General features: G+C 59.6%; 21 protein-coding genes and 2 pseudogenes. 4 read left to right on the plus strand and 19 right to left on the minus strand.

What is annotated here, in order from left to right; translation table 11 throughout:
• Together HMPREF2656_RS06555 and gndA are read right to left on the minus strand one after the other, a co-directional pair.
• Positions 1 to 879: pseudogene (locus HMPREF2656_RS06555) on the minus strand (DEAD/DEAH box helicase); the annotation flags it as partial.
• 27 nt (positions 880 to 906) lie between these two features.
• Positions 907 to 2,373, minus strand: a complete 1,467-nt coding sequence (gene gndA / locus HMPREF2656_RS06560; protein ID WP_070771024.1) for an NADP-dependent phosphogluconate dehydrogenase — start codon at positions 2,371 to 2,373, stop codon at positions 907 to 909.
• A 50-nt stretch (positions 2,374 to 2,423) separates the two neighbouring features.
• Between gndA and HMPREF2656_RS06565 the strand changes: the two genes are divergently transcribed.
• A complete protein-coding gene (locus HMPREF2656_RS06565) occupies positions 2,424 to 2,873 on the plus strand; it encodes a PaaI family thioesterase (RefSeq protein ID WP_070570279.1) in 450 nt (149 codons plus the stop codon).
• Positions 2,874 to 2,880: 7 nt separating this feature from the next.
• Here HMPREF2656_RS06565 and HMPREF2656_RS06570 read toward each other — a convergent pair whose 3' ends face one another.
• The 5 genes and pseudogenes from HMPREF2656_RS06570 to HMPREF2656_RS06590 all read right to left on the minus strand — a co-directional run bounded on the left by HMPREF2656_RS06570 (position 2,881) and on the right by HMPREF2656_RS06590 (position 8,975).
• Positions 2,881 to 3,954: a magnesium and cobalt transport protein CorA gene (locus HMPREF2656_RS06570; protein WP_070423200.1), complete on the minus strand. Its 1,074-nt coding sequence runs from the start codon at positions 3,952 to 3,954 to the stop codon at positions 2,881 to 2,883.
• 143 nt (positions 3,955 to 4,097) lie between these two features.
• Positions 4,098 to 4,973 carry a pyruvate formate-lyase-activating protein gene (gene pflA / locus HMPREF2656_RS06575; protein ID WP_070451534.1) on the minus strand — a complete coding sequence of 292 codons (876 nt, stop codon included), beginning with the start codon at positions 4,971 to 4,973 and terminating at the stop codon, positions 4,098 to 4,100.
• A gap of 3 nt (positions 4,974 to 4,976) precedes the next feature.
• On the minus strand, positions 4,977 to 5,228 hold the full coding sequence (gene grcA2, locus HMPREF2656_RS13560; protein WP_034999039.1) for an autonomous glycyl radical cofactor GrcA2: 252 nt from the start codon (positions 5,226 to 5,228) through the stop codon (positions 4,977 to 4,979).
• A gap of 44 nt (positions 5,229 to 5,272) precedes the next feature.
• On the minus strand, positions 5,273 to 7,390 hold the full coding sequence (locus HMPREF2656_RS06585; protein WP_070816174.1) for a pyruvate formate lyase family protein: 2,118 nt from the start codon (positions 7,388 to 7,390) through the stop codon (positions 5,273 to 5,275).
• 245 nt (positions 7,391 to 7,635) lie between these two features.
• A pseudogene (locus HMPREF2656_RS06590) lies at positions 7,636 to 8,975 on the minus strand (NAD(P)/FAD-dependent oxidoreductase).
• A gap of 116 nt (positions 8,976 to 9,091) precedes the next feature.
• Here HMPREF2656_RS06590 and HMPREF2656_RS06595 point away from each other — a divergent pair.
• Complete coding sequence (locus HMPREF2656_RS06595; RefSeq protein ID WP_070816175.1) at positions 9,092 to 10,426, plus strand: class I SAM-dependent methyltransferase; 1,335 nt, start codon at positions 9,092 to 9,094, stop codon at positions 10,424 to 10,426.
• Here the strand turns inward: HMPREF2656_RS06595 and HMPREF2656_RS06600 are convergent.
• The 3 genes from HMPREF2656_RS06600 to HMPREF2656_RS06610 form a co-directional block, all read right to left on the minus strand.
• Complete coding sequence (locus tag HMPREF2656_RS06600) at positions 10,423 to 13,344, minus strand: FAD-binding and (Fe-S)-binding domain-containing protein (protein ID WP_070816176.1); 2,922 nt, start codon at positions 13,342 to 13,344, stop codon at positions 10,423 to 10,425. The two genes, HMPREF2656_RS06595 and HMPREF2656_RS06600, sit on opposite strands and share 4 nt — an antisense overlap.
• Before the next feature lie 99 nt (positions 13,345 to 13,443).
• Complete coding sequence (locus HMPREF2656_RS06605; protein ID WP_083284812.1) at positions 13,444 to 14,109, minus strand: YceI family protein; 666 nt, start codon at positions 14,107 to 14,109, stop codon at positions 13,444 to 13,446.
• Between the two features lie 38 nt (positions 14,110 to 14,147).
• A complete protein-coding gene (locus tag HMPREF2656_RS06610; RefSeq protein WP_244268723.1) occupies positions 14,148 to 14,495 on the minus strand; it encodes a hypothetical protein in 348 nt (115 codons plus the stop codon).
• A 124-nt stretch (positions 14,496 to 14,619) separates the two neighbouring features.
• Between HMPREF2656_RS06610 and HMPREF2656_RS06615 the strand changes: the two genes are divergently transcribed.
• Entirely contained in the window at positions 14,620 to 14,997 is a 378-nt protein-coding gene (locus HMPREF2656_RS06615) for an RNA polymerase-binding protein RbpA (RefSeq protein ID WP_070423193.1), read from the plus strand.
• A 4-nt stretch (positions 14,998 to 15,001) separates the two neighbouring features.
• Here HMPREF2656_RS06615 and HMPREF2656_RS06620 read toward each other — a convergent pair whose 3' ends face one another.
• The 6 genes from HMPREF2656_RS06620 to HMPREF2656_RS06645 form a co-directional block, all read right to left on the minus strand.
• Positions 15,002 to 15,988, minus strand: coding sequence for a polyprenol monophosphomannose synthase (locus HMPREF2656_RS06620; RefSeq protein WP_070816177.1), 987 nt, complete (start codon positions 15,986 to 15,988; stop codon positions 15,002 to 15,004).
• A gap of 26 nt (positions 15,989 to 16,014) precedes the next feature.
• Entirely contained in the window at positions 16,015 to 17,559 is a 1,545-nt protein-coding gene (lnt, locus tag HMPREF2656_RS06625) for an apolipoprotein N-acyltransferase (protein WP_070816178.1), read from the minus strand.
• Positions 17,560 to 18,084 (minus strand): FxsA family protein, encoded by a 525-nt coding sequence (locus HMPREF2656_RS06630; protein ID WP_070451519.1) that lies wholly within the window; start codon positions 18,082 to 18,084, stop codon positions 17,560 to 17,562. It abuts the gene before it with no gap.
• Between the two features lie 10 nt (positions 18,085 to 18,094).
• Entirely contained in the window at positions 18,095 to 18,943 is an 849-nt protein-coding gene (locus HMPREF2656_RS06635; RefSeq protein ID WP_246821224.1) for a lipase family protein, read from the minus strand.
• 365 nt (positions 18,944 to 19,308) lie between these two features.
• Positions 19,309 to 20,034, minus strand: coding sequence for an SDR family oxidoreductase (locus tag HMPREF2656_RS06640; RefSeq protein WP_246825129.1), 726 nt, complete (start codon positions 20,032 to 20,034; stop codon positions 19,309 to 19,311).
• A complete protein-coding gene (locus HMPREF2656_RS06645; protein ID WP_070816180.1) occupies positions 20,027 to 21,139 on the minus strand; it encodes a M24 family metallopeptidase in 1,113 nt (370 codons plus the stop codon). Before HMPREF2656_RS06645 ends, HMPREF2656_RS06640 begins: the two co-directional genes overlap by 8 nt.
• A 23-nt stretch (positions 21,140 to 21,162) precedes the next feature.
• On the opposite strand from HMPREF2656_RS06645, the gene HMPREF2656_RS06650 reads away from it, so the two are divergent.
• A complete protein-coding gene (locus HMPREF2656_RS06650; protein WP_246815365.1) occupies positions 21,163 to 21,714 on the plus strand; it encodes a S1 family peptidase in 552 nt (183 codons plus the stop codon).
• On the opposite strand, the gene HMPREF2656_RS06655 is transcribed toward HMPREF2656_RS06650, so the two are convergent.
• Genes HMPREF2656_RS06655 through tatA form a run of 3 tightly spaced genes read right to left on the minus strand, consistent with a single transcriptional unit; the run spans position 21,701 to position 25,764 of the window.
• The gene (locus tag HMPREF2656_RS06655; RefSeq protein ID WP_070816181.1) at positions 21,701 to 24,463 is read right to left on the minus strand and encodes a DEAD/DEAH box helicase; all 2,763 of its coding nucleotides are present in this window, start codon (positions 24,461 to 24,463) and stop codon (positions 21,701 to 21,703) included. The genes HMPREF2656_RS06650 and HMPREF2656_RS06655 overlap by 14 nt on opposite strands.
• 5 nt (positions 24,464 to 24,468) lie before the next feature.
• Positions 24,469 to 25,497, minus strand: coding sequence for a twin-arginine translocase subunit TatC (gene tatC, locus HMPREF2656_RS06660; RefSeq protein ID WP_246825131.1), 1,029 nt, complete (start codon positions 25,495 to 25,497; stop codon positions 24,469 to 24,471).
• 9 nt (positions 25,498 to 25,506) lie between these two features.
• Complete coding sequence (gene tatA / locus HMPREF2656_RS06665; protein ID WP_070816372.1) at positions 25,507 to 25,764, minus strand: Sec-independent protein translocase subunit TatA; 258 nt, start codon at positions 25,762 to 25,764, stop codon at positions 25,507 to 25,509.
• Positions 25,765 to 25,771 lie beyond the last annotated feature (7 nt).

Raw genomic sequence — 25,771 nt, forward strand, 5'->3', positions numbered from 1 at the left:
GGGTGGTGCCGTCGCTGAAGCCGTCTAAGGCACGCGTACGCGCCCCTTGGGTTTTATCGCCGTGCAACCCCTGGGCATTGATGCCGACACGTCGCAGCTTCTTCACCTGACGGTCAACACCGTGTTTCGTGCGCATAAACATGATGGTCTTGCCGTCACGTGCGGCGATCTGCATCGCGATCTCATTGCGTTGCTCACGGCCACCGACCAAAAGTCGGAAATGCTCCATGGTGTCCACAGCGGCCTCCACCGGCGCAGTGGAGTGCGTCACTGGGTTGTGCATGTAGCGGTCGATGAGCTTTTGCACGTCGCCATCCAGTGTGGCGGAAAACAGCAAACGCTGGCCGTTTTGGGAGTGCGGTCGAGCAGCTTGCGAACTTGTGGCAAAAAACCCATGTCGGCCATCTGATCGGCCTCGTCCAGAGCAGTGACCTCCACCTGATCCAGGAAGAGTTTCTTCTGGTTGATGAGATCCTCGGCGCGGCCTGGGGTGGCCACAAGGAGATCGACTGGGGAGGCCAACGCACGAATGTGGTTATTGATGTTCACGCCACCGACAACATCGAGGACGCGTAGGCCGAGGGCGGCAGCGGAGTCGTCGAGACGCTCGCGAATCTGCGTTGCAAGTTCACGCGTCGGCGCAAGCACGAGCGCTCGCGGGTGACCCGGGCGTGATGGGGCTCCAACGAGACGGGCAAGCATAGGCAAACCGAACGTAAACGTTTTGCCCGAGCCTGTTGGACCCCGCCCGAGAACATCACGGCCCGCAAGGGCATCGGGGATAGCCGCCTCTTGGATAGGGAAGGGCTCCGTGATGCCCTGCTTTTTCAGCGTGGCGACGATTTCACGGGGTAGGCCGAGGTCGGCGAATGTAGTCATTCAGATCAGTGTACGCGCGTCGTTGTTTTAGTAGCTCAACTCTTCCCGCTCGCCGGACCAGGTGGTGTGGAACGTGCCTTCCATGTCCACGCGGCGGTAGGTGTGTGCACCAAAGAAGTCGCGCTGTCCCTGGATCAGTGCTGCTGGCAGCCGCTTGGCACGCAGCGAGTCGTAGTAGGACAACGAGGAAGCGAACACCGGCACTGGGAGTCCAAGCTGCGTAGCGACGACAACCACACGGCGCCATGCGTCTACCAGGCCCTTTTGCAGTTCTCCGGTGAAGTACGGATCGAGCAACAACGACGGGAGATTCGGATCGTTTTCGTAGGCCTCGGTAATGCGGTCGAGGAACTTCGCACGAATGATGCAGCCACCGCGCCAAATACGTGCGAGATCGCCCGGTTTGATATCCCAGTTGTGCTCGGCGGACCCAGCGTTAATCTCGTCGAAACCTTGCGCGTAGGCGACCAACTTGGAGGCGTACAGGGCTCGGCGGACATCGTCGATAAACGCAGTCTTCTCCACGCCAAGTGCTTCGAGGGTACTCAACTCGCCCGCCGGAAGTTCGGCTTCCGTCGCAGCCTCGCGCTGGGCAAGTGCCGACGACAGCGCGCGGGCAAACACTGCCTCACCGATAGCTGTGGTCGGTACACCGAGATCCAGTGCCTCCTTGACGGTCCACCGTCCGGTGCCTTTTTGGCCGGCAGCGTCCACGATGACGTCGATAAACGGTTTTCCGGTGCGGGCGTCGACCTGGCGAAGCACCTCCGCGGTGATTTCGATGAGGTAGGAATCCAGATCGCCCTTGTTCCATTCAGTGAAAATGTCGGCGATCTCCGCAGGCTCCAGGCCTGCTGCGTAACGCAGCAGGTGGTACGCCTCGCCGATGACCTGCATGTCGGCGTACTCGATGCCGTTGTGCACCATCTTGACAAAGTGGCCAGCGCCGTCCGGGCCAATGTGGGTCACGCACGGGGTGCCATCGACCTTTGCAGCAATGTCTTCGAGGAGTGGTCCAAGTGTCTCCCAGGATTCGACTGGGCCACCCGGCATAATCGACGGGCCACGCAATGCACCTTCTTCACCGCCGGAAATACCCGCGCCGACAAAATGGCGATTGCGCTTGGCCATCTCACGTTCACGGCGAATCGTGTCGGTGAACAGGGCATTGCCACCGTCGATGATGATGTCACCGTCTTCCATCGCATCAGCGAGCTGTTCGATGACCGCATCAGTTGCTGCACCGGCCTGCACCATGATCACTGCCTTGCGGGGGCGCTGCAGAGATGCGACAAAGTCCTCGATGGTCTCGGCGGCGATGAAGTTTCCCTCATGGCCATACTCGTTGATAACCGCCCGCGTCTTCTCTGGTGAGCGGTTGTAAATAGCGACGGTATGGCCCTTCGACGCAAAATTACGGGCAAGGTTTGAGCCCATTACTGCCATACCGACGACACCGATTTGAGCAAGAGGTTCTGAAGCATCTGCAGTCATAGTGCGAATTCTACGTGGCTGAGGACAGATCATCCGTATCATCGACGAGCATGAACCTAGAATTCGATTTTCGCCTGTACAACGAAGTGCTCGACACGCCGTTGAGCGAAGAAGAACTCGCTGTGATCAACAATCTCAACGTTGATTTCGCCCAACGACTCGGGCTAGTGCTGGATTACTGCTCAAAAGACCGGATGGATGCACACCTCGTCGCAACTGAGGAGCATCTGCAGCCAACCGGCATTGTCAACGGCGGTGTCTACTGCGCAATCGGTGAAACCATGGGGTCAATTGCGGCGGTGGCAGCTAGCGCCAAGCCAGCAGTGGGGATGAGCAACTCCACCGACCTTCTGGGCAGCGTGCGCGCGGGGCAACGTATCGACGCCACCGCGGAGCCGGTCCACATCGGTGCGCGCACCCACCTGTGGCGCGTGAACATGTACTGCGAGGAGAAGTTGGTCGCTGTGACCAACCTCAAACTGATGATCCTGAGCAAATAGTGGCTGATTAAAGCCAGTGGTTCTTGCGGAACCACCACCACATCACCGAGATAGCAATGAACATTGCGAGAAGTGCAGCGGGGTAGCCGTAACGCCAGCCAAGCTCTGGCATGACTTCGAAGTTCATGCCGTAGATTCCGGCAACCAACGTCGGCACCGCCGCCATGCCCACAACGGCCGAAATCGTACGCATGTCAGAGTTCTGCTGCATCGTAATCTTCGCTACCGACGCGTCCAGCAGGGACGTGAGACGTTCGTCGAAGCCTGAAAGACGGTCGCTGACGATCGTGGAGTTATCTTGGACGTCGCGGAAGTAGGTACGCAGAGCCTTACGCATAAAGTCCTTGTTGTTCGTCAACCCGTTGCGAAGCGCTGGTGACAGTGGGTCGATCGCGTGACGCATCTCCAAAATCTCACGCTTGTAGGTGTAGATCTTGTCAATGTTGATCGTGCGACGTGGCGTAAACACTTCGTTTTCCAGCTCGTCGACGTCGCTTTCGAGGAAATCCGCGACCTTCAGGTAGTTGTCTACCAGATAGTCAGATACCGCCCACGCCACAGCGGAAGGCCCGAGCAGCGCTAGCTCTTCTTCGTCCTCGAGCTTGTTGGTGAGGTCAGGGAGACGGACATTATGGCGAATCGTGATGGCAAACTTCTCGCCGATAATCATCTGTACTTCGCCGGTGGAAATGATTTCACGGGCGTCCGACACCTCTTCGTCGTCACGATACGACACTGAACGCACAACCAGGAACAACTGCTCGTCGTGGCGTTCAACCTTCGGTCGCTGATGTGCTGCGACAACATCGTCCACAACCAGGTCCTCAATATCGAAGACCTCGGCGATGCGTTCCATTTGCTCCGTTGTGGGCTCTTTCAGAGACAGCCATACGAAAGCGTTGTCGTAGCGTTCTGCCACCTCAAGTGCGTGAGTCATGCGCACATTTCCCGGCTGGCGTTTGCCGTCGACAAAAACGCGGCAAAAGTCGATCTGACGCTCGACAGGCACCGGGATTTGGTTCACAGACGGGGGCTGCACCTTCTTAGGACGCTGTCCTGGAATTGAAATACGTGGCGGCATAGCTTTAGCCCCCTTTCACGCTTGTGGGGCTTGCCGTATGAGAGGTCGCCCTGTAATGAATAGGCACGCAAAAGGCGCGCACGAATACCGAAAGTGATATTACGCGTGCGCGCCTTAATGTCTAACGGGGGTGATACCCCGGGTTAAAACACCGTCAAACCACGCGAGCGGAAGATTGATCGCACATGCTCAACGGACTCTGCGGACGGGGGAGTGACGTCCTGCAACTCGTAGTCGAGGCCGATTTTGTCCCACTTGTCCGCGCCCATGTTGTGGAAGGGGAGTACTTCCACACGCTCTACGGTGCCCTTCCAACGCGCGACGATATCGGCGACTCGCTGCACGTTTTCCTCAGCGTCGGTCAGACCTGGGACTACAACGAACCGGATCCAGACCGGTTTGCCCTTCTCGTGCAGTCGATCACCAAAATCGATGGTTGGCTGCAATTGGCGCGCGGTGACATTTTCGTATGTGTCAGGATCACCGGACTTGACGTCGAGGAGGAACAAATCAATATTGTCCAGGTCCTCGTCGGTCAAGCGTGCACCAAGGTAACCAGAAGTGTCGATTGTGGTGTGCACACCAGCGTCATGCACTGCCTTGAGCAGTCGTCGTGTAAACGCGATCTGAAACAGCGGTTCGCCGCCTGAAAGGGTCAGCCCGCCACCGGAAGCGTTAAAGACAGGCTTGTATCGCAGTACGCGGCGCACGACGTCGTCGATACGCTCGAGTGTGCCTTCCTTCATTTCCATCGTGTCCGGATTGTGGCAGTACTTGCACCGCAGTGGGCAGCCCGACAAGAAAATCGTCATACGGGTGCCCGGTCCGTCGACGGCAGTGACCAGTTCCCAAGAGTGGATGAGGCCGATCTCGCCAGTACGGCGAGCCTCAAACAACTCTGGGCGAGTGATCTCAAGGTCGTCGGTGGAAAGTCCGCCTAAACCGGCAGCGACGCCGCGCACGCGCTCGCCTGCTTCAGGCGATAGCGTGACGACGCCGCTCGTTCCGTCTTGGGCCATAAACTACGCGCCCTGGTGGAAGGTACGAGAGATGACGTCGCGCTGCTGCTCCTTGGTCAGCTTCACGAAGTTCACGGCGTAGCCAGAGACACGAACAGTGAGGTTCGGGTAGTTCTCTGGGTGCTCCATTGCATCCTCAAGCGTGGACTCGTCAAGCACGTTGATGTTGGCGTGGTACAGGCCAGAGTCCATGTTGTTTGCGGAACGGGAAGCCTTCATGGAAGCGAGGCGCTCGTCGAAAGTAGGGGTGGTCATGTTGTCGTCTCCTTCGGAGTGAATAGGTGAGTGGGAAAGTCTGATTAGGCGGGGTTAATGACCGCGTCGGCGTTGTCCATGATGAAGCCGGCGTCGAGAACACCAACCAGGTTGGTGATCTGCTCTTCCTTGTTACGGCCCAGACCCGACGGGGTGATCGTGTTGGTCAGCGAAATGCCGTCCAATGCGTCGTTGTAGTCGAGCTTGCCCACGGACAGCATCGAAGCGACCATGCCGTGATTGTCTGCACCGTTCTCCGGGTTAGCGCCTGGTGCGAACGGGGTGCCGGCCTTGTGACCGGACGGGAAGGAACCGGTTGCCTTGCCGTAGACGACATTCGAGGTAATCGTCAACACCGACTGGGTCGGAATAGCGTCGCGGTACATCGGGATCGCCTTGATCTTCTGCATCACGGTGTGAACAACGGTTGCAGCGATGTCGTCGGCGCGGTCGTCGTCGTTGCCGTAGAACGGGAAGTCGCCCTCGGTGATGTAGTCGACGATCAAGCCTGTCTCGTCGCGCACCGGTGTGACCTTCGCGTACTTAATCGCGGACAGAGAGTCAGCAACGATTGAAAGGCCAGCGATGCCACAGCCCATGGTGCGAACGATGTCAGAGTCGTGCAGCGCCATTTCGATGGACTCGTAGGCGTAGCGGTCGTGGCAGTAGTGGATGATGTTCAGAGCCTCGACGTAGGTACCGATAACCCAGTCGAGCATCTCCTCGTACTTCTGCCAGACCTCGTCGAAGTCGAGTGGGCCATCGCCCTCGATCGGCTTGTGGTCACCGTCAGTAATCTGCTTGCCGGTAACTTCGTCACGACCACCGTTCATGGCGTAGAGCAGTGCCTTCGCAGCGTTAACGCGTGCGCCGAAGAACTGCATCTGCTTGCCAACCTTCATCGGAGAGACACAGCACGCAATAGCGGCGTCGTCGCCCCACTGGTCACGGATCTGCTTGTCAGACTCGTATTGCAACGAAGAGGTCTCGATGGAGATCGCGGCGCAGAACTCCTTGTAGCCCTCCGGCAGCGCCGGATCCCAGAAGATGGTGATGTTCGGCTCCGGAGCAGGACCCAGGTTGCGCAGCGTCTGCAGCAGACGGAACGCGGTCTTGGTGACCTGGTGGCGGCCGTCCTCAGAGAAACCAGCGTCGGTCCAGGTTGCCCAGTACGGGTCACCAGAGAAGATCTGGTCGTAGTCCTCTGTACGGAGGAAGCGCACGATGCGCAGCTTGATGACGAGCGCGTCGATGATCTCCTGCGCCTCAACCTCGGTCAAGGTGCCGTTGGCTAGGTCACGCTCGAAGTATGCGTCCAAGAACGGGGAGAGGCGACCAATGGACATTGCGGCGCCGTCCTGGCTCTTTACGGAGGCAAGGTAGCCGAAGTAGGTCCACTGCACGGCTTCCTTGGCGTTGGTTGCCGGGCCGGAGATGTCGAAGCCGTAGTCTTCAGCCATCTTCTTGAGCTTCTTGAGTGCCTTGATCTGCTCCGCGTGCTCCTCGCGGTAACGTGCCCAGTGCTCGGAGAAGCCCTTCTCCAAAGACGCATCCTTGGCCAGCTGCTTTTGCTCGATGAGGTAGTCAACGCCGTAAAGCGCCACACGACGGTAATCACCGATGATGCGTCCACGGCCGTAGGCGTCCGGCAGGCCCGTGACGATGTGGGACGAGCGTGCTGCGCGGATACGAGGGGTGTAGATGTCGAAGACGGCATCGTTGTGGGTCTTGCGGTAGTGGGTGAAGATCTTCTTCACCTCCGGGTTGACCTCTTTGCCGGCCTCCTTGATGGCCTGCTCAACCATGCGCCAGCCACCGTTAGGCATCATGGCACGCTTGGTCGGGGTATCAGTCTGCAGACCGACGATCACGTCATCATCCTCGGAGATGTATCCGGGCTTGAAGGCGTCGATATCGGCCGGAGTGTCAGTGTCAACGTCATAGACGCGACGCTCGCGCTCAACGGCGAGGTAATTCTTATCCAGGTAGTCCCAGAGGCGCAGTGTCTTTTCAGTTGCGCCTTCGAGGAAGGATGCGTCCCCGTCGTACGGGGTGTAATTGCGCTGAACAAAGTCGCGGACGTCGATGTGCTCGGTCCACGGTCCTGGCGTGAAACCTTCCCACGCCTTGTTCTGGATTTGCGGCTCTGTAGAAACAGTCACAGTTGCACGATCTTTCACATAGATAACTAGTGGTCTTCATGCGGCTGCGCTTACCCATTCCCAAACACAGTCTCTTTAAAGCGCTTGCCGCTTACCTAAGAGTATAAAGAAGTTTTCCGACTATAGGTAATACGTTTGGGGTGGTGTTGGTCACATAAGGTCTTCGGGGGCGGAGAGTAGCAAAAACCCCGGTCCTGCGCTCGTTGAGAGCGAAGGGCCGGGGAAGTTGGGGGCGCTACGAACGCTTACTTCTCACCGTTTTCCAGGTGGATGTTCTCCAGCTGGCCTTCGGTGACAGCCAGGTTGTGGCGGGTGCGGGAGAACGCGTTAATCGTCCACTCGTTGGCAGCCACAATGCGGTTACGGCGGCCGGTGAGGAAGGACATGTGGACGCCAAGCCACATCAGCCAGCCGATGAAGCCGGTGATCTCGACCTTGCCCATCTTCACCACAGCATTGAAGCGGTTGATGATCGCCATGGAGCCCTTGTCGAAGTACTCGAACGGAGCGCGATCCTCCGGAGCGATATCGTGCTCGACTTGGTTCTTGATGACCTTGCCGACATAAGCGCCGGACTGGATTGCAACCTGGGCCACACCTGGCAGACGGTCGCGATTCATCATGTCGCCAACGATGAAGACGTTGGGCTCGTCGCCGACGGAAAGGTCCGCGTTAACAGCAACCTTGCCGGCACGGTCCGCTTCAACACCGATCTGGTCTGCGACCTGCTTGCCCAGCGGGAAGCCGCAACACCAGCGGACCAGATCTTGGTCGGAGTCTGGATCGTGGTTTCCTGTTCGGTCTTCATGTCCTTGTAGGTGACAGAGTCCGCATCAACGTTGGTCACCATGGCGTTGAGGATCACGGTGACACCGGCCTTTTCAAGCTCGCGCTGTGCCTTCTTGCCCAGGCGCTTGCCAAATGGAGGCAGCACCTGCGGAGCGCCATCAAGCAGGTAAATCTTCGACTGCTCGGTGCTGAAGGAGTATCGGCCCGAGGTGAAGGCACGGTGCGCCATCTCCGCAACCTGGCCAGCAAGCTCGACGCCGGTCGGTCCAGCACCAACGATGACGAACGTCAGCGCGCGATCGCGCTCTTCTGCGGTTTCCGCGAGTTCTGCACGCTCGAATGCTGCAATGAGGCGTGCGCGGATCTCAAACGCGTGGTCCAGGGTCTTCAGGCCCGGCGCGAACTCGGCGAAGTGGTCGTTGCCAAAGTAGGACTGGCCAGCACCAGCGGCGACGATGAGGGAGTCGTAGCCGAAGGTGTATTCCTTGCCACTTTCAACAGAGGTGACGGTCTTGCCCTTGACGTCGATGGTCTCAACAGTGCCACGAACGACGCGGACGTTCTGCTGGTTAGCAAACATCTGGCGGATGTCACCGGTGATCTCGCCCGAGGACATCAGGCCGGTTGCCACCTGGTAGAGCAGTGGCGGGAAAAGGTGGTGATTGGTGCTGTTGATCAGGGTCACATCGACATCAGCATCCGCAAGTTCCTTGGCTGCGTTGACGCCACCGAAGCCAGCGCCGATGATGACAACATGATGGCGGCTTCCGTCTGGGCGAATGACCGTAGAGGCCATAAATATCTCTCCTCGGTTGAATTTTTATATGTGCAACGCCTATATAGTACGCGCCGCATTCTATCTGAGCCGTGGCGTACCGCAGAAGCAGGTTCTTGGCCACTAGCATTTGTGAAATGGCCGATATCTCCCGCGCACGCAAAAGTTCCATCGACGCCGCGGCCTGGCCGGCTGTTGCTGCGGTACCCAGGGCCCGTGGAGGAGCGCTGCGCACGAAGATCGCTGAGGCGACATTTGCTCGTGCCTGTGCGAAAGCAGAACTTGCTCTAGAAGGAGACGGTGCAGCGCTCACCGTGGAATCCGCGGACATGTTTGAGCGTATCGCTGCGCGCGGGTGGACTGGCCTTGCTGAAAGTTATATGGCAGGCGAGTGGGTGACCTCGACGTCCGAAGGGCTTGTAGATGCACTCCAGGCGCTGATCGGTGCGGGGTACAGGCCGGGGCCAGCACGCGTGTCTGCTCCGAAGCACGGTCGCACACCCCTTGGGGTGATCGGGGAGCTACCTCCGGATCTGGTGCAGCATTTTGCTGGTGGCACCGCAACGCATGCGCAGGGACACTTTGGCACGGGTGTGCCGACGACTCAGCGCACGCGGATGAAGTCCCACACTCCGGGGGCAGGGCGAGGAAACGAGCCAGGGCACCACTTCGTCGACGTCACCGAAATCGGCGCTCCACTTGACGCTCATCGCGATGACCTATCTGATGCACAACGCAGGAGCATTTCGATGCTTCTCGACGCCGCCGCTGCCGGTCCCAGCACACATTTGCTTGAGATGCCGTGCAGTGGAGGAGCGGTGGCTGCGGAAGCACTTGCTCGACGCTGCACCCTGGATGTGGTTACCTTTGACGCCCGCGTGAGGAAAAGCCTTGAAGAACAGTTGATCCTCAGTGGTGCTGAAGGTGCTGCACGCATTGACGTGTTGGATTGCCCAGCCGAAATCGAAGCGTTGGCACGGCAGCGTCGCGGGGTGTACGACGCAGTAGTGAGCATGCAGGCGTTTGAGAACATGCCGCACCCGGAGCAGATCGCGTATCTCGTATCCGCGGAACAGATGCTCGCACAGGGCGGCAAGGTAGTGCTGCAAACAATTGTCCGCACGAACAACTATTCCCGGAGTGCAGCGGCAGCGTTGGCCTCAACCACCGGTTATGCGTGGCCACGGATGAACGTTGTGAGTTGCGATGACGTTGCCCGGATCGTCGATAAGCACACTGCATTGCGCGTGACTGCGGTGACAACCGCACCTGAACACCTCGCAGCATCGCTGAGGCTGCAGCGAATGGCCTTCGACGCCCACTTACGCGACGCCGCAGCGGATGGCTACGACGTTGTATTTCGCAGGATGTGGACTTGGCAGCTAGCCCTGCGCGAAGCCCTTGCACGATTGGAAATGCTCGACCTCGCGCAGGTCACGATGGTGCAGCGCCACCGCGGAGGCCGTCGCTAGGCTAACGTGACCTCCGGTCGGGATGCACGCTCGACCAGTACTGCAATCGACTCAAATGGCTTTCCGGCCACCATCTGTAGGCCCATCTCGCAGGTGCGGTTTGCTGACACGAAGCGTGCATAATTGCCACGATTGAGCCCCTCGCGTTCCTCGCGAGTCGCCGACTCAACCAGCTCAGGGTGCAACATCACACGATCGCCAGCTGTGCCACAGCAGGCCGCCCCAGCGGGCACTTCCGCATCGCCACACGCAGCTGCGACACGCATGAGCGCTTCCGTGGTACCAAGGTGCTGACCGGAGCATGGCGGGTGGACAGCAATACGCCCCTGGTCCTGAGTGATGGGCAGGTGCTCCATGATCTCTTCGTCGAGCCACTGCACCAGGTCGAGAACGCGAATCGCCTCGAAACGTTCAAGATCAGTAGGGGAGAGTACCTCCGGCATGGAATCCACCACGGTATGGGTGCACGAGGCTGCATCGATGATCACAGGCAGTGCGCCTTGCTCTGACCACTGCCACATGCGCTCCAGCAGGTCGAGTGCCTTCGCACGGTATGCATCGTCGAATCCCTTCGAAGAAAACGGCATGCCACAGCAACCGCCGTCAACGTTTTCCGGGATCCACACAGGTGCTCCGCTTCGTCGGCCGAGTTCAACAACCGCCTGCGGCACAGCAATCTGATCAGCAGAACCAGCAGGTTGGCCGAAGATACGGTTTACACAGGCAGGGAAGTAGACAGCTGCGGCACCGCTGCGCGAGGTTTCCGGCATCTGTGGTGCCTTGTGCGGCATGGGCCCTGGCACAGAGGGGAAGCGCTCGGACGAGATGAGTGCACGTCCAACCTGGGTGACAGCATTGGCTAGCGCAGGCCCGAGAATATTGACGCCAGATACCGCAGTACGGCCCAACGCCTCGACCGCGCCGTATCCCTTCGCGATCCCAGTTGCGACACGCTTCTCTGCAGGTGTTGCCTGAGCTGCGCGCAGTTGCTTCATTACCTTGCCGGTATCAATGCCAACAGGGCAGGGGATAGCGCAGGTTCCGTCGGCAGCGCACATGTCGATCGCGTCGTACTGGTATTGCTCGCGCAGCGCCCCCAAGACCTCCGAGCCTTCCGGCTGACGCGCCATCTCACGGCGCAGCACAATACGTTGACGTGGAGTCACAGTGACGTGGCGTGACGGGCATACCGGCTCGCAGAAGCCGCACTCGACGCACATATTGATCTCCTGCTCGACCTTGGGAAAGGACTTGAAGCGCTGCAGGTGGATGTCCGACTGGCGAGTCAACTTCACGTCCGGCGCGAGGATGGTGTCCGGGTCAAGCATCTCCTTGACCTCCCAGAACAGGTTCCAGATTTCGTCGCCCCATTCATGGCGCACGAACGGCGCCATGTTGATACCGGTACCGTGCTCAGCCTTCATCGAGCCGTCGTACTTGTCGACGACCAACTCAACCAGCTCGTCAAGGAAGCGCGAGTACTTCTCGAGCTCCTCAGGGTTGGAGAAGTCCGGGGTGATAAAGAAGTGCAGGTTCCCGTAGGGTGCGTGTCCCATCACGCCTTCGGGGTAGCCGTAGCGCCGGAGCAACTCCATGAGTTCAGCAGCGCCTTCGCCGACCTGCGCAGGTGGGAAGCACACGTCCTCAGTAATCAGCGCGGCGCCTTGCGGGCGGTTTTGCCCGATCAGGCCAAACAGGCCGTTACGCAGTTGCCACATGGCGTTTTGCTTTTTTGGATCGGTCTCAAAGTGCAGCGGTGCTAGCAGCTCCGCGCCTTCGAGCACGGCCTCGGCGGCGGCAATGGCCTGCTGAAGCTCGTCTTCGGTGGTGCCACCGACCTCGAGGAGCAGGGCAGCGGTGGACTGGTCAATATCTGCCCATTCAGCAGGAGCAGCACTAAATTGGCCAACTGATCCGCGCATGACATCGGAGACGAGCAGTTCGCAGGCTTCAGCGCCGGCGTCGACAAGCTGTGCAACATAGTTGGCAGCATCAGTGATGTCGGGTACAACCACCCAGGTCACAGCCTTTTTCTTTGGCAACTCGATGGTGCGAATCTCAGCCTCGGTAAACACGCCGAGGATGCCTTCGGAGCCGACGAGCAAGCGCATGAGGATACGGCCCGGCTCGTCCTCGTCCAAGAATGCATCGATGCGCAAGCCGTTGGTGTTGCGGATGGAGAACTTTGCGCGTAGGCGAGCGACTAGCGTCTCGTTAGCACGCAATCGATCACGGAAATCAGAGAGTTGTTTGTGCAGTTCAGGGCACTGTTTGCGGAAGGCGTCGTCGCCTTTGCGCGTATCGACGATCTCGCCAGACGTCAATACAAACTCAGCCTGATCGATGGTGTGGAAGGAATCACGCTCAATCTTGCAGCGCATGCCGCCGGCATTGTCAGCGAGGACGCCACCGATACAAGCAGATGCGGTCGAGCCGGGATCAGGTCCGAGCATGTAGCCGTGGCGTCGCAGGACCGCTTGAGCGTCGCCAAGCACAACGCCCGGCAACGTACGAAGGCGTTTGCCGCCGTCGAGGACCTCCATGCCGGCGAAGTGGGTCTTCACATCGACGAGGATGTCGTTCGTCATCGCCTGGCCGTTAAGAGACGTCCCGGCGGCGCGGAACGTCAGCGTCCGACCTGCACGGCGGGCATAGCGCATCAGCGCGGAAAGGTCTTGCGCGTTGCGTGGCTGAACGACCACGGACGGGATGTCGCGGTACGGAGAAGCGTCTGAGGCGTAACGCACGAGATCTGAGACGCGTGATTGAACATTGTCCGCGCCGACGATTGCTGCGAGCGCCGCGACGAGTTCCGGGTCGGAGCCGCCAGTGAATTGCTTACTGACAGCGTCCGGGTAGGAATCGTCGTAAACCGGCTTGGGGATCCTGCGGGGATCGGGAGAGAGGAGCTTTGCCATGGGGACAGATTACGCCGTGGTGCCACCAAATGTTACTTGACATAATGTACATTATCGGACAAATATCCTTTATATAACGTCAGGTGACGTTATATAGGGTTACTTCCGCATATCCAGACGGACGTTAATTTCGCCGTCCTCGGCGATCTTTGCGGCCACCAGCTCCGGTGTCTTCACTCCGTAGTCCTCTCGGTTGATCGGAATGTCTGCTGCGACGAGCAGCTGATCGCCCGAGCGCGCGACATTGAATGTCTGTGTGATCGTGTTCGTCTCGCCGTGGATGGTCATGTTGCCCGTCAGGTCTACGGTGCCCATCGTCCCGTCCTCTGGCACGCTGCTAAGGTCCACTGGCTCGGCGACAACGAACTTTGCCTCCGGGAAATCGTCCGTATGGAAAATTTTGCGTCGCACGCTTTCATCGCGGACATCAGAGTCGGTGCGAATGTTTGTCATATCGACGACAATCTCGCCAGCCTTCAGCGTGCCCGCCTCGATGGTCACGCTACCGCGAACGCCTTGTGTCGAGCCTGACGTAGTCCGGCGATCACCTGGCAGCACCTCGGCGAATGTGAAGCCTGCAGACGTTTGGTTGGGTCCAGGCTTGTTTGTTACCTCCCAGACGCCGTCAATTTCCGTTGTGGCGGATTTCAGGCTGGACTCGTCGATACCCTCAGTTTTGACACCGTGACTAAAAAACAGCGTCCTTCCCAACGGGATGAACGCCACTGCAAGCGCCAGAATGGCAAAGGCTAAAACTGCGATCATAAGCAGCTTCGTATTACGGGAGCTGGTCTTCACGTACCTCACCTCAGTTTTTCGAGTTTCTGGACCAAGCCTACTAATTCGTCACACAACGAATGCAACTCGTCCGCCGTCGCGCCTTCGGCCGCTGCAGTTTGGATATCCTCAGCGGCACAGCGCAACTCGTAAAGTCGATCGCGGATCTCTGCGACGCGCTGACGGCTCAGAATCACAGCGTCAGGGTCCACGGTCGTACCTGCAAGGAGTGTGCGCTGTTCGTACGCACGCTGCTTGCACGAAGAGCTGCAATATTTCCGCTTGCGGCCACGCCCCTGGTTGATTTCAATCTCTTTACCGCACCACGCGCAAACGTTTGTAGTCTCGTTTACTCTCCGCTTCCTGATCTTCACGGCGGCAAGTCTATTACAGGTGTCAAGCCTGGGTGAGGTCAGGGAACAAAACGAATTAGTGGACCGTTATACTTGAGCGATTGCTGGGCAACCGGGCAATAACGACGACAAGGATGGAGACAACATGGCTGATCGAGTGCTACGCGGTAGCCGCATGGGTGCCGTGAGCTACGAAACTGACCGCGACCATGATCTCGCGCCGCGTCGCATGGCGAAGTACCAAACACCCAATGGTGAGGTGTTTGAGGTTCCGTTCGCCGATGAGGCTGAGATCCCCGAAGAGTGGATGTGCAAGAACGGTCAGACCGGCACGCTCATGGAGGGCGAAGGTGTCGAGTCGAAGCCGACGAAGCCGCCGCGTACCCACTGGGACATGCTGCTGGAACGTCGCAGCATTGAGGAGCTTGACGTGCTGCTTGAGGAGCGCTTAGAGCAGCTCCGGAAGCGCCGTCGCACCGCGGCCCGCCTCGCTAAGGAGCAGGCCGCGCAGAAGGAAGGCTAATTCCCTACTTCGAACCGGAATTGAATACGTGAAGGACCTGACGCACGGTTTCCGTCGTCAGGTCTTTTGCCGTCTGTGCACCTTCTGCAACGCGACGGCCGACCTTATCCAGGTTCTTGCCGGAGAGCTCGTACTTGGTCAAGGAAGCAACCTCGTTAGCCAAGTCAGCTACCTGCGACGGAGCCTTGGTCGCACGATTTGGAAGATCTGCAAGTTTTGAGTTGGCGGCAGCGTACTCAATCTGTCGCCAGGTTTCGCTCGCCAGGTTGCCAACGAAGGAAGCCTTTTCCTTCGCTCCCCACTTGGTTACCTCTGCAAACGATGCGGCAGCGAAGCTTGCGTCCAGCTTCGACTCGCCAAGCTTGCGGTCTTCAAAGGTGATAGGGACTTCAACAACCCCGAATCCAGCGTCTGCTACCTTGTGGGCAATCTCCACCTGGAAGATGTAGCCCTTGTTGGACAGTGCATCCAGGTCGAGTTCTTCCAAGATTTCGCGGCGGAACGCGCGGTAGCCAGCGGTCATGTCCTTGACATCGTCGCCAAGCGCGATCGAGATGTACTCGTTGCCCAGCTTGGACAGCAGGTAGCGGCTGCGCGGCCAGTTCTTTACTTCCCCACCGTCGACGTAGCGCGAACCGATTGCCAGATCTGCGCCGTTGGATACTGCGTCGAGCAAACGCACGAGTTCCTCAGGGGCATGCGAGCCGTCTGCATCCATTTGAACGATGACCTCGTACTCGCGCTGAAGGGCCCATTCGAAACCGGCACGGTACGCAGCCAGCAGGCCGTCTTTGCCGGTGCGGTGGAGCACGTGAACTTCATCATGAGTAGCTGCGAGCTCGTCAGCCTTTGCTCCGGTGCCGTCAGGCGAGTTGTCATCGACGACAAGGACGTCCACATCCTTGTTGGCATCCAGCACGCGTCCAACGATAAGCGGGATGTTTTCCACTTCGTTGTAGGTCGGGATAATCACCAGGGTTGTATTCGCCACGGTGCTACGTCTCCTCGTTGTCACACTTATTTATTCCTTGGTGCAGCATACCCGTGCGCCCGGGTACGTGCGGAAACGCCTGCCACAGCCATCAGCATGATCCCTGCCGCGACAAGCAACCACTCCAGAATCTTTCCAAATCGCACAGCCGGGGTGACAGAATCGCGCAACGGCAGCTTTTCGACGAGATGATCTGCCGTGAAGATTTCCGTCTGCTGCGATACTGAGCCGTCGGGATGGACGATGGCGGAGACACCCGAGGTGGCTACAACAACCACTGCGCGATCGGTCTCCAGTGCACGCATGCGGCTCATCGCCAATTGTTGATACGTCATGCCGGTGAACCCAAACGTGGCGTTGTTCGTCGGTGTGCTGAGCAACTGGGCGCCGTTGCGAATCGCCATCCGGTAGGCCTCGTCCTCCGCCACCTCGTAGCAAGTCGCCACACCGACTGCGATGTTGCCGAGGTGCACCACGCCGTTGCCGTAACCAGGTTTGAAGTTGCCAGCCAGGTCAACCATGTCGGAGAACCTCCGGAAAAAGTCACGCATGGGCATGTACTCGCCGAACGGCTGGAGGAACCGCTTGTGGTGGTACTCCCCTGGCCCATCTTTTGGGTCGAAGACGACCATGGTGTTGCGGGACCCAACGTCGTCACGTGTGAGTGTGCCAACGAGCAACGGTGCGTCGATGCCGCGCACGGCGACGTCGATAAGCGCTCGTGCTTCCGAGTCGGTGAACGGATTGACGTCAGAGGAATTCTCTGGCCAGAAAACGGCGTCGACATCCATGTTTTGCGCGCGGAGGTCGTCGCGAAGCTCAAGCGTTTCGTTGACGTGGTTGGCCAGCACCGCGCGGCGCTGTGCGTTGAAATCGAGGCCCATGCGAGGGACGTTGCCCTGTACCGCGGCAACGGTTGCTTCGCCCACTGTCGAGGTAGGGCTATTGACCCCGATCTGCGCCACGGTGCCGAGACCGAGGGGCAGTACTGCGGCTACAAGGCCGGCCCAGCGTTGTGCCCCACGCTGCAGGATGGCCACGGTGAGACCTGCCCCTGCCAGCGCCACAGCAATTGAGATTAGCGCCGGACCACCCCAAGGTGCGAGAGCGGCTAGTGGACCATTGATTTGCCCCCACGCCAGGCGTACCCAGCTAAACCCGCCGAAAGGAAACGACGAGCGGCAAAACTCAACCGCAAGGTAGATCAGCGCAAACGCGAGGAAGCCGAAGCGCCAACGCGCGACGATCACACCAAACACACCTGTAGCGATGCCGTAGAGCGCGAGGAAGATCGACAAAGCGACATACGGCATTGCGCCGACAAACTCCCCGATCCACGGCAGCAGGTAGAGGTAGCAAAACGCAGCCTGCGTAAAGCCCAGTAGGCCGCCGAAGGCTGCGGAAGGACGATCAGTACCCGGCCAGCGTTGCCATGGCATGAGCGCAAGATAAAACACGGATATGCCGACGATGGCGGAGAACCAGTGTCCGTGCGGTTCGTACGAGAAGAACACCAGCCAGCCAGAGCAGGCCGCGAGTACGAACCGGAGGAAGCGGGTAAGGGCCGTCACCTACTTCTCCCCCGGCTCATTGCCGCTGTTGCGGAACCATTCCTCCAACTCGTCGGCATCAATAACGACGTCGTCAGCATCCGCTCCTTTCTGCGGATAGGGCTGATTGGGATTGGTAAACGAACCGTAGGAGGTGGTGAACTGCGACATCGGGGTGGCCTCGTAGAGGCGCGCGCCGAGGTCTTCCATGCCGCGACGGGCGCGTTTGGTCATCGAACGACGCGCGATTGCTCGTGTCGGACCGAACACTAATAGCAGGCCGATGACCGAGCTCACGAAACCAGGGACGAGACTTAGCGCCCAACCCGCCATCAACAGCGCGGAGTCGCCAGCCAACTTGCCAAGGCTGGTTCGCCCACGAGCCATCTGCGTAAGTTCACTGCGAAGCGACATGCTGGCGGCAAAGCCGCCGAAGATCATCAGTGCGAAAATTGCCAACAGCGCCCATCCGACACCAATCCACTTGGCGACGAGAAAGAACGCGATCGCTTCAACAACGAAGTAGGACAACAGGAGCACAGGCATAGGCCAGAGACTACCCGTTGAGCCGATCGAGCAACCAACCCACGTCAGTTGCAGCGTAGAGAAAATACGGGCCGAAGTGGTTCGTGCCAGTCCTGCCACGGATACGCTTGGCCGTACGTGAGAGGAACTCCACTCCCCAACTCTCTGCCAAGGCTGAGACATCTGAGTGCGGGACAAGGTCGTCGTATGGCGAACTCCACAGACGAATCGGAATACCTAGCGGGCGTTTGGTGCCTAGGCGTGTTGCATCAAGGTGGCTGCTGGTCAACGGGAGGTCGTCGAGAAGCGATGCCATGCTCACTCCGGTCCTCGTCCAAGAGCGAGTATGCGACCACGGGCGATGCAGCACCGCCCCTAAAGCACACGTGCGCGCCCCGTTCGCAATGGCCGCAACACCTCTTGGGCTCAAGTGCGGAGCAATCTCGGCAGCAATTGCGTCGTCGCTGGCCATGAGGCCCGCGACCGCGTAGAGGATCACTACGGAGGCAAGCGCGCCATCGACGTGATGGAGCATGCTGACCATGTCCACTGGCGGAGCTGCGACCACAGCTGCCAGCAGTTGGAGATCGGGTGCGTACTCAGGTTCCTCGAGCCACGCTGCGGCGGCTCCCCCGCCCTGGGAGAAACCCCACAGACCGAGTTTGGCTGTTCCTACGCCGAGGTTGGTGCTGGCGCGCACGGCATCGGCGAGGGAGCGTGCTGCCGCAACGTGGTCGCAATAGAGCTCCACATCGTCCCCGGGGTCGCGTGGGTAGTCGGTGATGACTACGTCGGCGCCGGCTGCAAGGAACAAGTTGATTACGGGTTGTTCATACGCGGCGATCAAGTCTATGGGCTTGATACGTGGTCCGATGCCCACGGTGCAGGAATATGACGGGTCGCAACGCCGTGCAACGCCCTGCGTCGATGGCGCAAACGCGATCGTGGGCCGTTCACCTTTCCCCATCCACGGCGTACGAGAGCGAAACACTGCGCCTGTCGCGGACAAGATCCGGCCTTGAGTATCGCTCGTGGCGTATTCGATTCGCCAGGAGTCTGAGGGGTTCAACAGCCCGCTTGCCCCTACTGGTCGGATCTGTACGGCCTCGAGAAGGGACCCCGGCGTCACGCCCATAAGCCAGGTAGCTCGGCCGAAGTCTGGCCCGGTTCGTTGAGCAGGACGAACTAAGTCAAGGCCGAGCCCGACAAGTGAGCGCACACGAGGAAGGAGCAACGACGCCATGGCTACCTCGGCATGTGACGCCAGATTGGACGTGGAACCAAGCGCATAATCGTGGCCAAAACGGCGAGGCGACGCGGAATCCACACTGTCGTGCTCCGTCCCTTGACTGCGGCCTCAACGACAGCATCTGCGACGACATCCGGGGTCACCGACATGACGGCAGGCTTCATCCCCTCAGTCATCGCACCGATGACAAAGCCCGGGCGCGCCAGTATCAGGTTTAGACACGTACCGTGGAGTCTGTCGGAGAGTCCTTGGCAAAACGCGTCAAGGCCTGCCTTCGTCGATCCGTAGACGTAGTTGGCGCGACGTGCCCGCCAACCAGCGATAGAAGAAAAGGCGAGGATCTCACCGTGGGTCATTTCGTCGGCAAGGATGGTGAGCATGTTGATTTGTGCCACGTAGTCCACAGTGGCGATGCGTACCGCTTCATGCTCGTCGTGCTCTGCCAGTTCCTGATCCCCCAAGATGCCGAACGCGACAATGGCGGACGTGACCTCCCCTGCCTCGCGGACGATGCGGCGATGTGAGTCGAGGTCGGTAGCGTCAAAATTAACGGCTCGGACAACAGTCGCGCCCGCTGCAAGCAAACGACGTTTCACGTCGTCGAGGCCATCGCTGCCACGCGCTGCGAGTACAACTTCACGACCACTGCAGATGCGCACAGCGATCTCGCCGCCGATGTCGCTGCGAGCACCGAGCAGGAGCACTGTTCCGGGGTTATCCACGCGCTGCATCCAGGTCGCGGCGAGTGGTGTTAAAGGTCTTCATGCCGGTAGCAGTCAGCGTCACGATGTCTTCGATGCGCATGCCCCACTCACCTGGCTTATAGATGCCCGGCTCGATGGAAAAGGCCATTCCCTCGCGCAAGATGACGTCGCTACCTGCGATGATGAACGGCTGCTCATGGCCCGACAATCCGATACCGTGCCCAAGACGGTGGGTGAACCATTCGCCGTAGCCGGCCTGCTTCAGTACGCCTCGCGCGACGGCATCGAGCTCCCCTGCGGTAATGCCGGGGCGGGCTGCGTCGCAGGCTGCCTGGAACGCGCGCTCCAGCGCGTCGTACGCTTCCAGGAAGTCCGGCTTTGCCTTGTTCCTGCCACCCACGACGTGGGTACGGGTGCAATCCGACTGGTAGCCAGATGGCAGCGCACCGCCGAGGTCTACGACCACGGGGTCGCCCTCTTCGAGCACGCGGTCCGAAAAGTCGTGGTGCGGGTTCGAGCCGTTCGGGCCCGAACCGACGATGACGAAGGCTACCGTCTCGTGCTCTTCGAGGATCAGCGCGTTCAGTTTTGCAGCGACCTCGCGTTCCGTACGGCCCGGCTGAAGCAGCTCCGCAGCACGTTCGTGCACACGGTCGATTGCCCTGCCTGCGGCCTCGAGTTGTTCAAGCTCTGCAGCGTCTTTCACCATGAACAATTCCGCGACCTCAGTCTCAGCCAGATCTGTACGTGGCAGCAGGGCCTGCAGTGCGAACACGTGGTCGGCGGTCAAAGAGGAGCCGAGACCGACCGGGCCATCCGGGAGCGAGTCAGCAACGAGACGGTACGGGTTCTCACCATCGCGCCAGCCAATCACCTCGACGTCGTCCGCGCCGTCGAGCCCCAACGAAAGCAGGTCTGTCATCGGTGCGACGACACGCGCGCCATCGGCGGAGATGACGAGGGCGGTGAGGCGTTCGTGGGAGGACGCCCAGGAGCCGGTGAGGTAGGCAAACTCTGCACCAGTCCCGATCACCAATCCGCTCAAGCCACGTTGCTTTACCAAGTCGGCAGCCATTTGTCGGCGCTTCGCATACACACTTGCATCAAACGTCATGCTGGCCATGGTAGATCGATACCATCGCTGCTGTGTCTGAATCCCTCGCACGATCAATCGCCCGCATCAGTATGCCTGGACGTAGTTACTGTTCAGGCGCGCTGATCACGCCCGATACGGTGCTCACGTGTGCGCATTTCTTTCGCGGTGTGGATGAATCGAAGGTGCGTGTGCGTATCGACGACACCACGTACCGCCTCAAATCCGCCGCACCGATTCCCGGTACTGATATTGCATTGGCAAGGCTCACCGAACGCTCATCGGCTCCGCTGCTTGAGATTGGGGCTCCTCCGAAGATCGGCGCATCGACGCTGACGGTTGGCTTCGGCGGACGTGCGAAAACTCCTCAGGGAAAGCCAGGCCTCTACCTGGGCAAGCTGCCGTTTTCCGCGTCACGGTCCTTTGCCACGCGTATCCGCCCCGCGGGCTTAGTCTACGCCTCTCCCCCGGCGATCAAAGGAGACTCTGGCGGGCCGGTCTTTGCACACGGCAAGCTGTTCGCAGTGCAGTCGCTCATCATGGATCCGATGAACCGTAACCTGCGAATCGCCACCGTGTCCCTGTTGCCTGCTAGTTACCGATAGCCACCACACCGCGTCGGATCGCATCGACTGCACGGTTGGCGTTGTCGCGGATCTGGTCCGAGTACCCAGTCTTCTTAATCTGCTCAAGCAGGTCAATGACTTGGCGGCACCAGCGCACAAAGTCGCCAGGTGTGAGTTCCGCACCAGATTCAGCGGCGGCTGCAAGGCAATAGCCTAAGGGTGCGCCTGCGGTCCACTGATGCATCGACAGGCTGAAGCCAGCGTCCGGCAGGCGGGTCACGGGGAGCTGGTGGCGTTGCTCATCAGCCACCAGTTCGCCGTAGATACGCATGGTGTCGTTCATAGCGTCAGCCATCGCGTCGGTTGCCGCCTCCGGCGAACCCTGGGTCGCACGACGGTTTTCGAACACCACCATGGATGCGACACCGGCGAGTTCCGCTGGATCTAGCTCGTCCCAGATGCCGCGCTTGAGACACTGTGCGACCAGAAGGTCTGAGACGTTGTGAATACGCGATAGACGCTCGCCCTCGTCGGTGACGTTGGGTTCGCCGTCGACTAGTTCGACGTAGTCCATCTCCGTGAGCAGCCCGATGATGCGCTCAAAGGTTCGGCCGAGGGAATCAGTCGACGAGTCGACCCGGCGTTCAAGTGAGGCAAGTTTGCGTTCGTCGCGCACGATGTCTTCAGCGGTCCGGGCAAGAAGCTCGCGGTCGTGGGTTGGCCAGTGATGAACCGGGTGGTTGCGAAGCGCCTCTTGAATCGCCAGCACCTGCTTGTTCGGACGGGTCCTTGCCTTCTCACGCAGTCGCTTCGGCGCGTTGAAGTGGCCACGGCGCAGCATGTCTGCCACCTTGCGCGCGTGTTTTCGTGGCTGTTGCTGCATGTGACGTGGCACCTTGATGCGGCCGACGACCATGGGCGGGTTGCGGAACGAGGCGGCATCGATACGCGCCGACCAGCCGCGCTCCGTGGTCACCCAGGGACGTGGGTCGTGCTGCTTCGCGGCGGGTTGCACCACAGCGGCCAGTTCCGGCTTCCGCTTGCCTGGCAGTGCGATCACCTCGCCGACCTGGAGGCGAGCGAGTATTTTCACCGTCTCCGTGTGACGGTTCTCCATTGCGTCGCGGCGCGCCTTCTTCTCTGCATCGTTGAGGTCACGACGCAACCGCGAGTACTCCACGAGCTCCGCAGCTGGATCTTCGGACGGTGGCGCGAACGCGGAAATGTCGCGCTCCAACTTCTCGCGCAACGTCCGCACCTTAGACTGCAGCCGCTCAATGTCACGGACCTCGCCCACCACGGAGCGGTCGGTCTGGAACTGGGCAAAAGACTGCTCGATCAGTCGGATCGAATCATCGAAGCCATTCATGGCCAGCATGTTGATCGCCATGTTGTAGCCCGGCTGGAACTGAGAGATGAGCGGGTATGTGCGAGTGGAGGCCAACCCGGCAACCGCATGTGGGTCAAGCGCCGGGGCCCATTGCACCACGGCGTTGCCAATGTGGTCGATGCCACGACGACCCGCACGTCCGGTCAGTTGTGTGTACTGACCTGGCGTGAGATCGACGTGTGCCTCGCCGTTGAACTTGACCATCTTCTCCAGCACCACGGTCCGCGCTGGCATGTTGATGCCCAACGCAAGCGTTTCGGTGGCAAAAACGACCTTGACCAAGCCGCGAACGAAAAGCTGCTCGACGATGTGCTTAAACGCTGGCAGCAGGCCCGCGTGGTGGGAGGCAAAGCCGCGCATCCAGGCGGTGCGCAGCTGTTTAAAGTTGAGTACTTCGAGATCCTCGTCGGGGATGCCGTCCACGCCGTCGTCGATAATCTGCTCGATTACGGAGCGTTCCTCCGGAGTCGTCAGTTCCTTGCGGGAGCGCAGGCACTGGAACAGCGCACCGTCGCAGCCGGCGCGGGAGAAAATGAACACGATCGCAGGCAGCATGTCTTGGCCTTGCAGTACGGAGACGACCTCCGGGCGCCCAACCGGACGCACTTTGTCCTGGCCGCGAGTACGGCCACTGCGGGAACGCGAACGGAAACCACGGCCTTCCTCGAAATCTCGGCGCCCCTCATTGGAGTGGCCGGACTCGATACGCTCGATAGCGTGCTCGAGGGAGCGGTTGACCCGACCGTCCGTGCCAGGTTCAAACAGCGGGAACATCTTGCGCCCCACCATCATGTACTGGCTTAGCGGAATCGGGCGGTGCTCCGAGACGATCACCTCGGTGTCACCGCGGACGGTAGACAGCCACTCGCCGAACTCCTCGGAGTTCGACACCGTCGCCGAAAGACCAATGAGGCTAACCGAGTCGCTCAAGTTGAGGATGATCTCCTCCCACACGGCACCACGGTCCCGATCTGCCAGAAAGTGGATCTCATCCATCACCACATGGGTCAGGCGATCCAACTGTGGTGACTCGGCGTAGAGCATGTTACGAAGCACCTCAGTGGTCATGACGACGATCTCAGCCGAACCGTTGATGCTGGTGTCCCCGGTGAGCAGACCGACAGCCTCTTCGCCATGCTCGGCAACGAGGTCGTTGTACTTCTGGTTGCTCAGCGCCTTGATCGGCGTGGTGTAGAAACACTTCGTCCCACGGTGCAGGGCGAGGGACACGGCGAACTCGCCAACAATGGTTTTGCCCGAGCCGGTTGGCGCGCAAACCAGCACGCCACGATCTTCCTCGACGGCTTTGCAGGCCTCAATCTGGAAGTCGTCGAGATCGAAAGGCTTCGCTGCGGCGAATTCCTGCAGAAACGGCGTGGAGTTCTCAGGGGAAAGCATGCCCCCTACAGTACGTCCCCAAAGTCGATGTCGTTTTCGAAGCCCCGTTTCTGCGCGGTTTGCTGCGAACTGTTCTGCGGCGTCTCTGGTGCGCGGCGCACAGGTTGTGGTCGCTCGATCGGTGCAGCCTTGATGCTTGTCGACGACCCAATCCGGCTCGCAGCCCCAACCGGCGTCGGTGCTTCGATGGGACCGGATCCTTGTTCGTCGTCGAGGTCCATCCAGTCTGGGCGCTCACGCTTGCGCTTGCGGTCGTTGAAACGGCAGAACTGGAACGCGATCTCCACAAGCAGGTTGATCGAAATCGCCAGTGCCACCATCGAGAACGGATCCTGACCTGGCGTCATCACAGCCGCGAAGATGAAGATCAACACGATGATGAAGCGGCGCTTGTCCTTCACTTGCTCATAGCGCAGCACGCCGACGATGTTGAGCATGATGATGATCAGCGGCACCTCGAAACTCACGCCGAAGATCACGATGAGAGAAAGCAGGAAGTTGTAGTACCGCTCGCCTGTCAGAGCTGCGATCTGAAACTCGGACCCCATCGACATCAGGACGTACAGGCCCTCGTCGAGTACGAAGTACGCCAACAGGGCACCAAGCACGAACAAAAACACAGCCAGGGTGACAAACGTCATCGTGTATCGACGTTCATTCTTGTGCAGACCTGGTGTGATGAAGTTCCAGATCTGTGTCAGCCAGACCGGGGACGCCAGCACCAGGCCGGCAAGCGCGCCAACTTTCAGGCGCAACATAAACATCTCAAACGGGCTCGTAGCCAGCAGGCGACATTCGCCATCACCCGTGAAGGTGGCACGCAACTCCTGCGGAAGGTTGCAGTAAGGACCACGGATGATCTCACCCAACGGCATCAACCGCCAAGGTGCAACCTGGTACCAAATAAAGCCGACAACCGTACCGATAGTGATCGCGATGAGCGACACGATAACGCGGCGCCGAAGCTCCTGAAGGTGCTCAACCAGCGACATCTCGCCGGTCGGGTTTTTCCTTCTTTTTTCCAACTTCGCCATCAGACGCACCTAGGAGCGCGGCTGGTTCTCCGGGCGCTCCCAGAAATCGGCGTCCTGCGCGGCGCTGCGGGTCTCTTGGGCAGTCGCAGATTCAATCTCGTGCAGCTGCTTCGGTTGCTCTTCACCGTTCTCGTTCTTCATCTCCTTGACCTCGGATTTGAAGATGCGGGCGGAGCGGCCCATGGAGCGTGCGAGATCTGGCAGCTTGTTCGCGCCGAACAGCAGGAGCACGACAAAAAGACAGATGAGAATTTCTGCCCAACCGATGCTTGCC

It is taken from the genome of Corynebacterium sp. HMSC034B08 (assembly GCF_001835805.1).
In the GTDB taxonomy this organism is placed as follows: domain Bacteria; phylum Actinomycetota; class Actinomycetes; order Mycobacteriales; family Mycobacteriaceae; genus Corynebacterium; species Corynebacterium coyleae.

What these genes read in the sequence shown, in the direction of transcription:
- HMPREF2656_RS06655 (WP_070816181.1), bottom strand. Translation starts at nt 24,463, where the DNA reads ATGCTTTCCCCTGAGAACTCCACGCCGTTTCTGCAGGAATTCGCCGCA.
- HMPREF2656_RS06565 (WP_070570279.1), top strand. Translation starts at nt 2,424, where the DNA reads ATGAACCTAGAATTCGATTTTCGCCTGTACAACGAAGTGCTCGACACG.
- HMPREF2656_RS06605 (WP_083284812.1), bottom strand. Translation starts at nt 14,109, where the DNA reads ATGATCGCAGTTTTAGCCTTTGCCATTCTGGCGCTTGCAGTGGCGTTC.
- HMPREF2656_RS06570 (WP_070423200.1), bottom strand. Translation starts at nt 3,954, where the DNA reads ATGCCGCCACGTATTTCAATTCCAGGACAGCGTCCTAAGAAGGTGCAG.
- HMPREF2656_RS06600 (WP_070816176.1), bottom strand. Translation starts at nt 13,344, where the DNA reads ATGGCAAAGCTCCTCTCTCCCGATCCCCGCAGGATCCCCAAGCCGGTT.
- grcA2 (WP_034999039.1), bottom strand. Translation starts at nt 5,228, where the DNA reads ATGACCACCCCTACTTTCGACGAGCGCCTCGCTTCCATGAAGGCTTCC.
- tatC (WP_246825131.1), bottom strand. Translation starts at nt 25,497, where the DNA reads ATGGCGAAGTTGGAAAAAAGAAGGAAAAACCCGACCGGCGAGATGTCG.
- HMPREF2656_RS06630 (WP_070451519.1), bottom strand. Translation starts at nt 18,084, where the DNA reads ATGCCTGTGCTCCTGTTGTCCTACTTCGTTGTTGAAGCGATCGCGTTC.
- HMPREF2656_RS06615 (WP_070423193.1), top strand. Translation starts at nt 14,620, where the DNA reads ATGGCTGATCGAGTGCTACGCGGTAGCCGCATGGGTGCCGTGAGCTAC.
- HMPREF2656_RS06595 (WP_070816175.1), top strand. Translation starts at nt 9,092, where the DNA reads ATGGCCGATATCTCCCGCGCACGCAAAAGTTCCATCGACGCCGCGGCC.
- HMPREF2656_RS06645 (WP_070816180.1), bottom strand. Translation starts at nt 21,139, where the DNA reads ATGGCCAGCATGACGTTTGATGCAAGTGTGTATGCGAAGCGCCGACAA.
- gndA (WP_070771024.1), bottom strand. Translation starts at nt 2,373, where the DNA reads ATGACTGCAGATGCTTCAGAACCTCTTGCTCAAATCGGTGTCGTCGGT.
- pflA (WP_070451534.1), bottom strand. Translation starts at nt 4,973, where the DNA reads ATGGCCCAAGACGGAACGAGCGGCGTCGTCACGCTATCGCCTGAAGCA.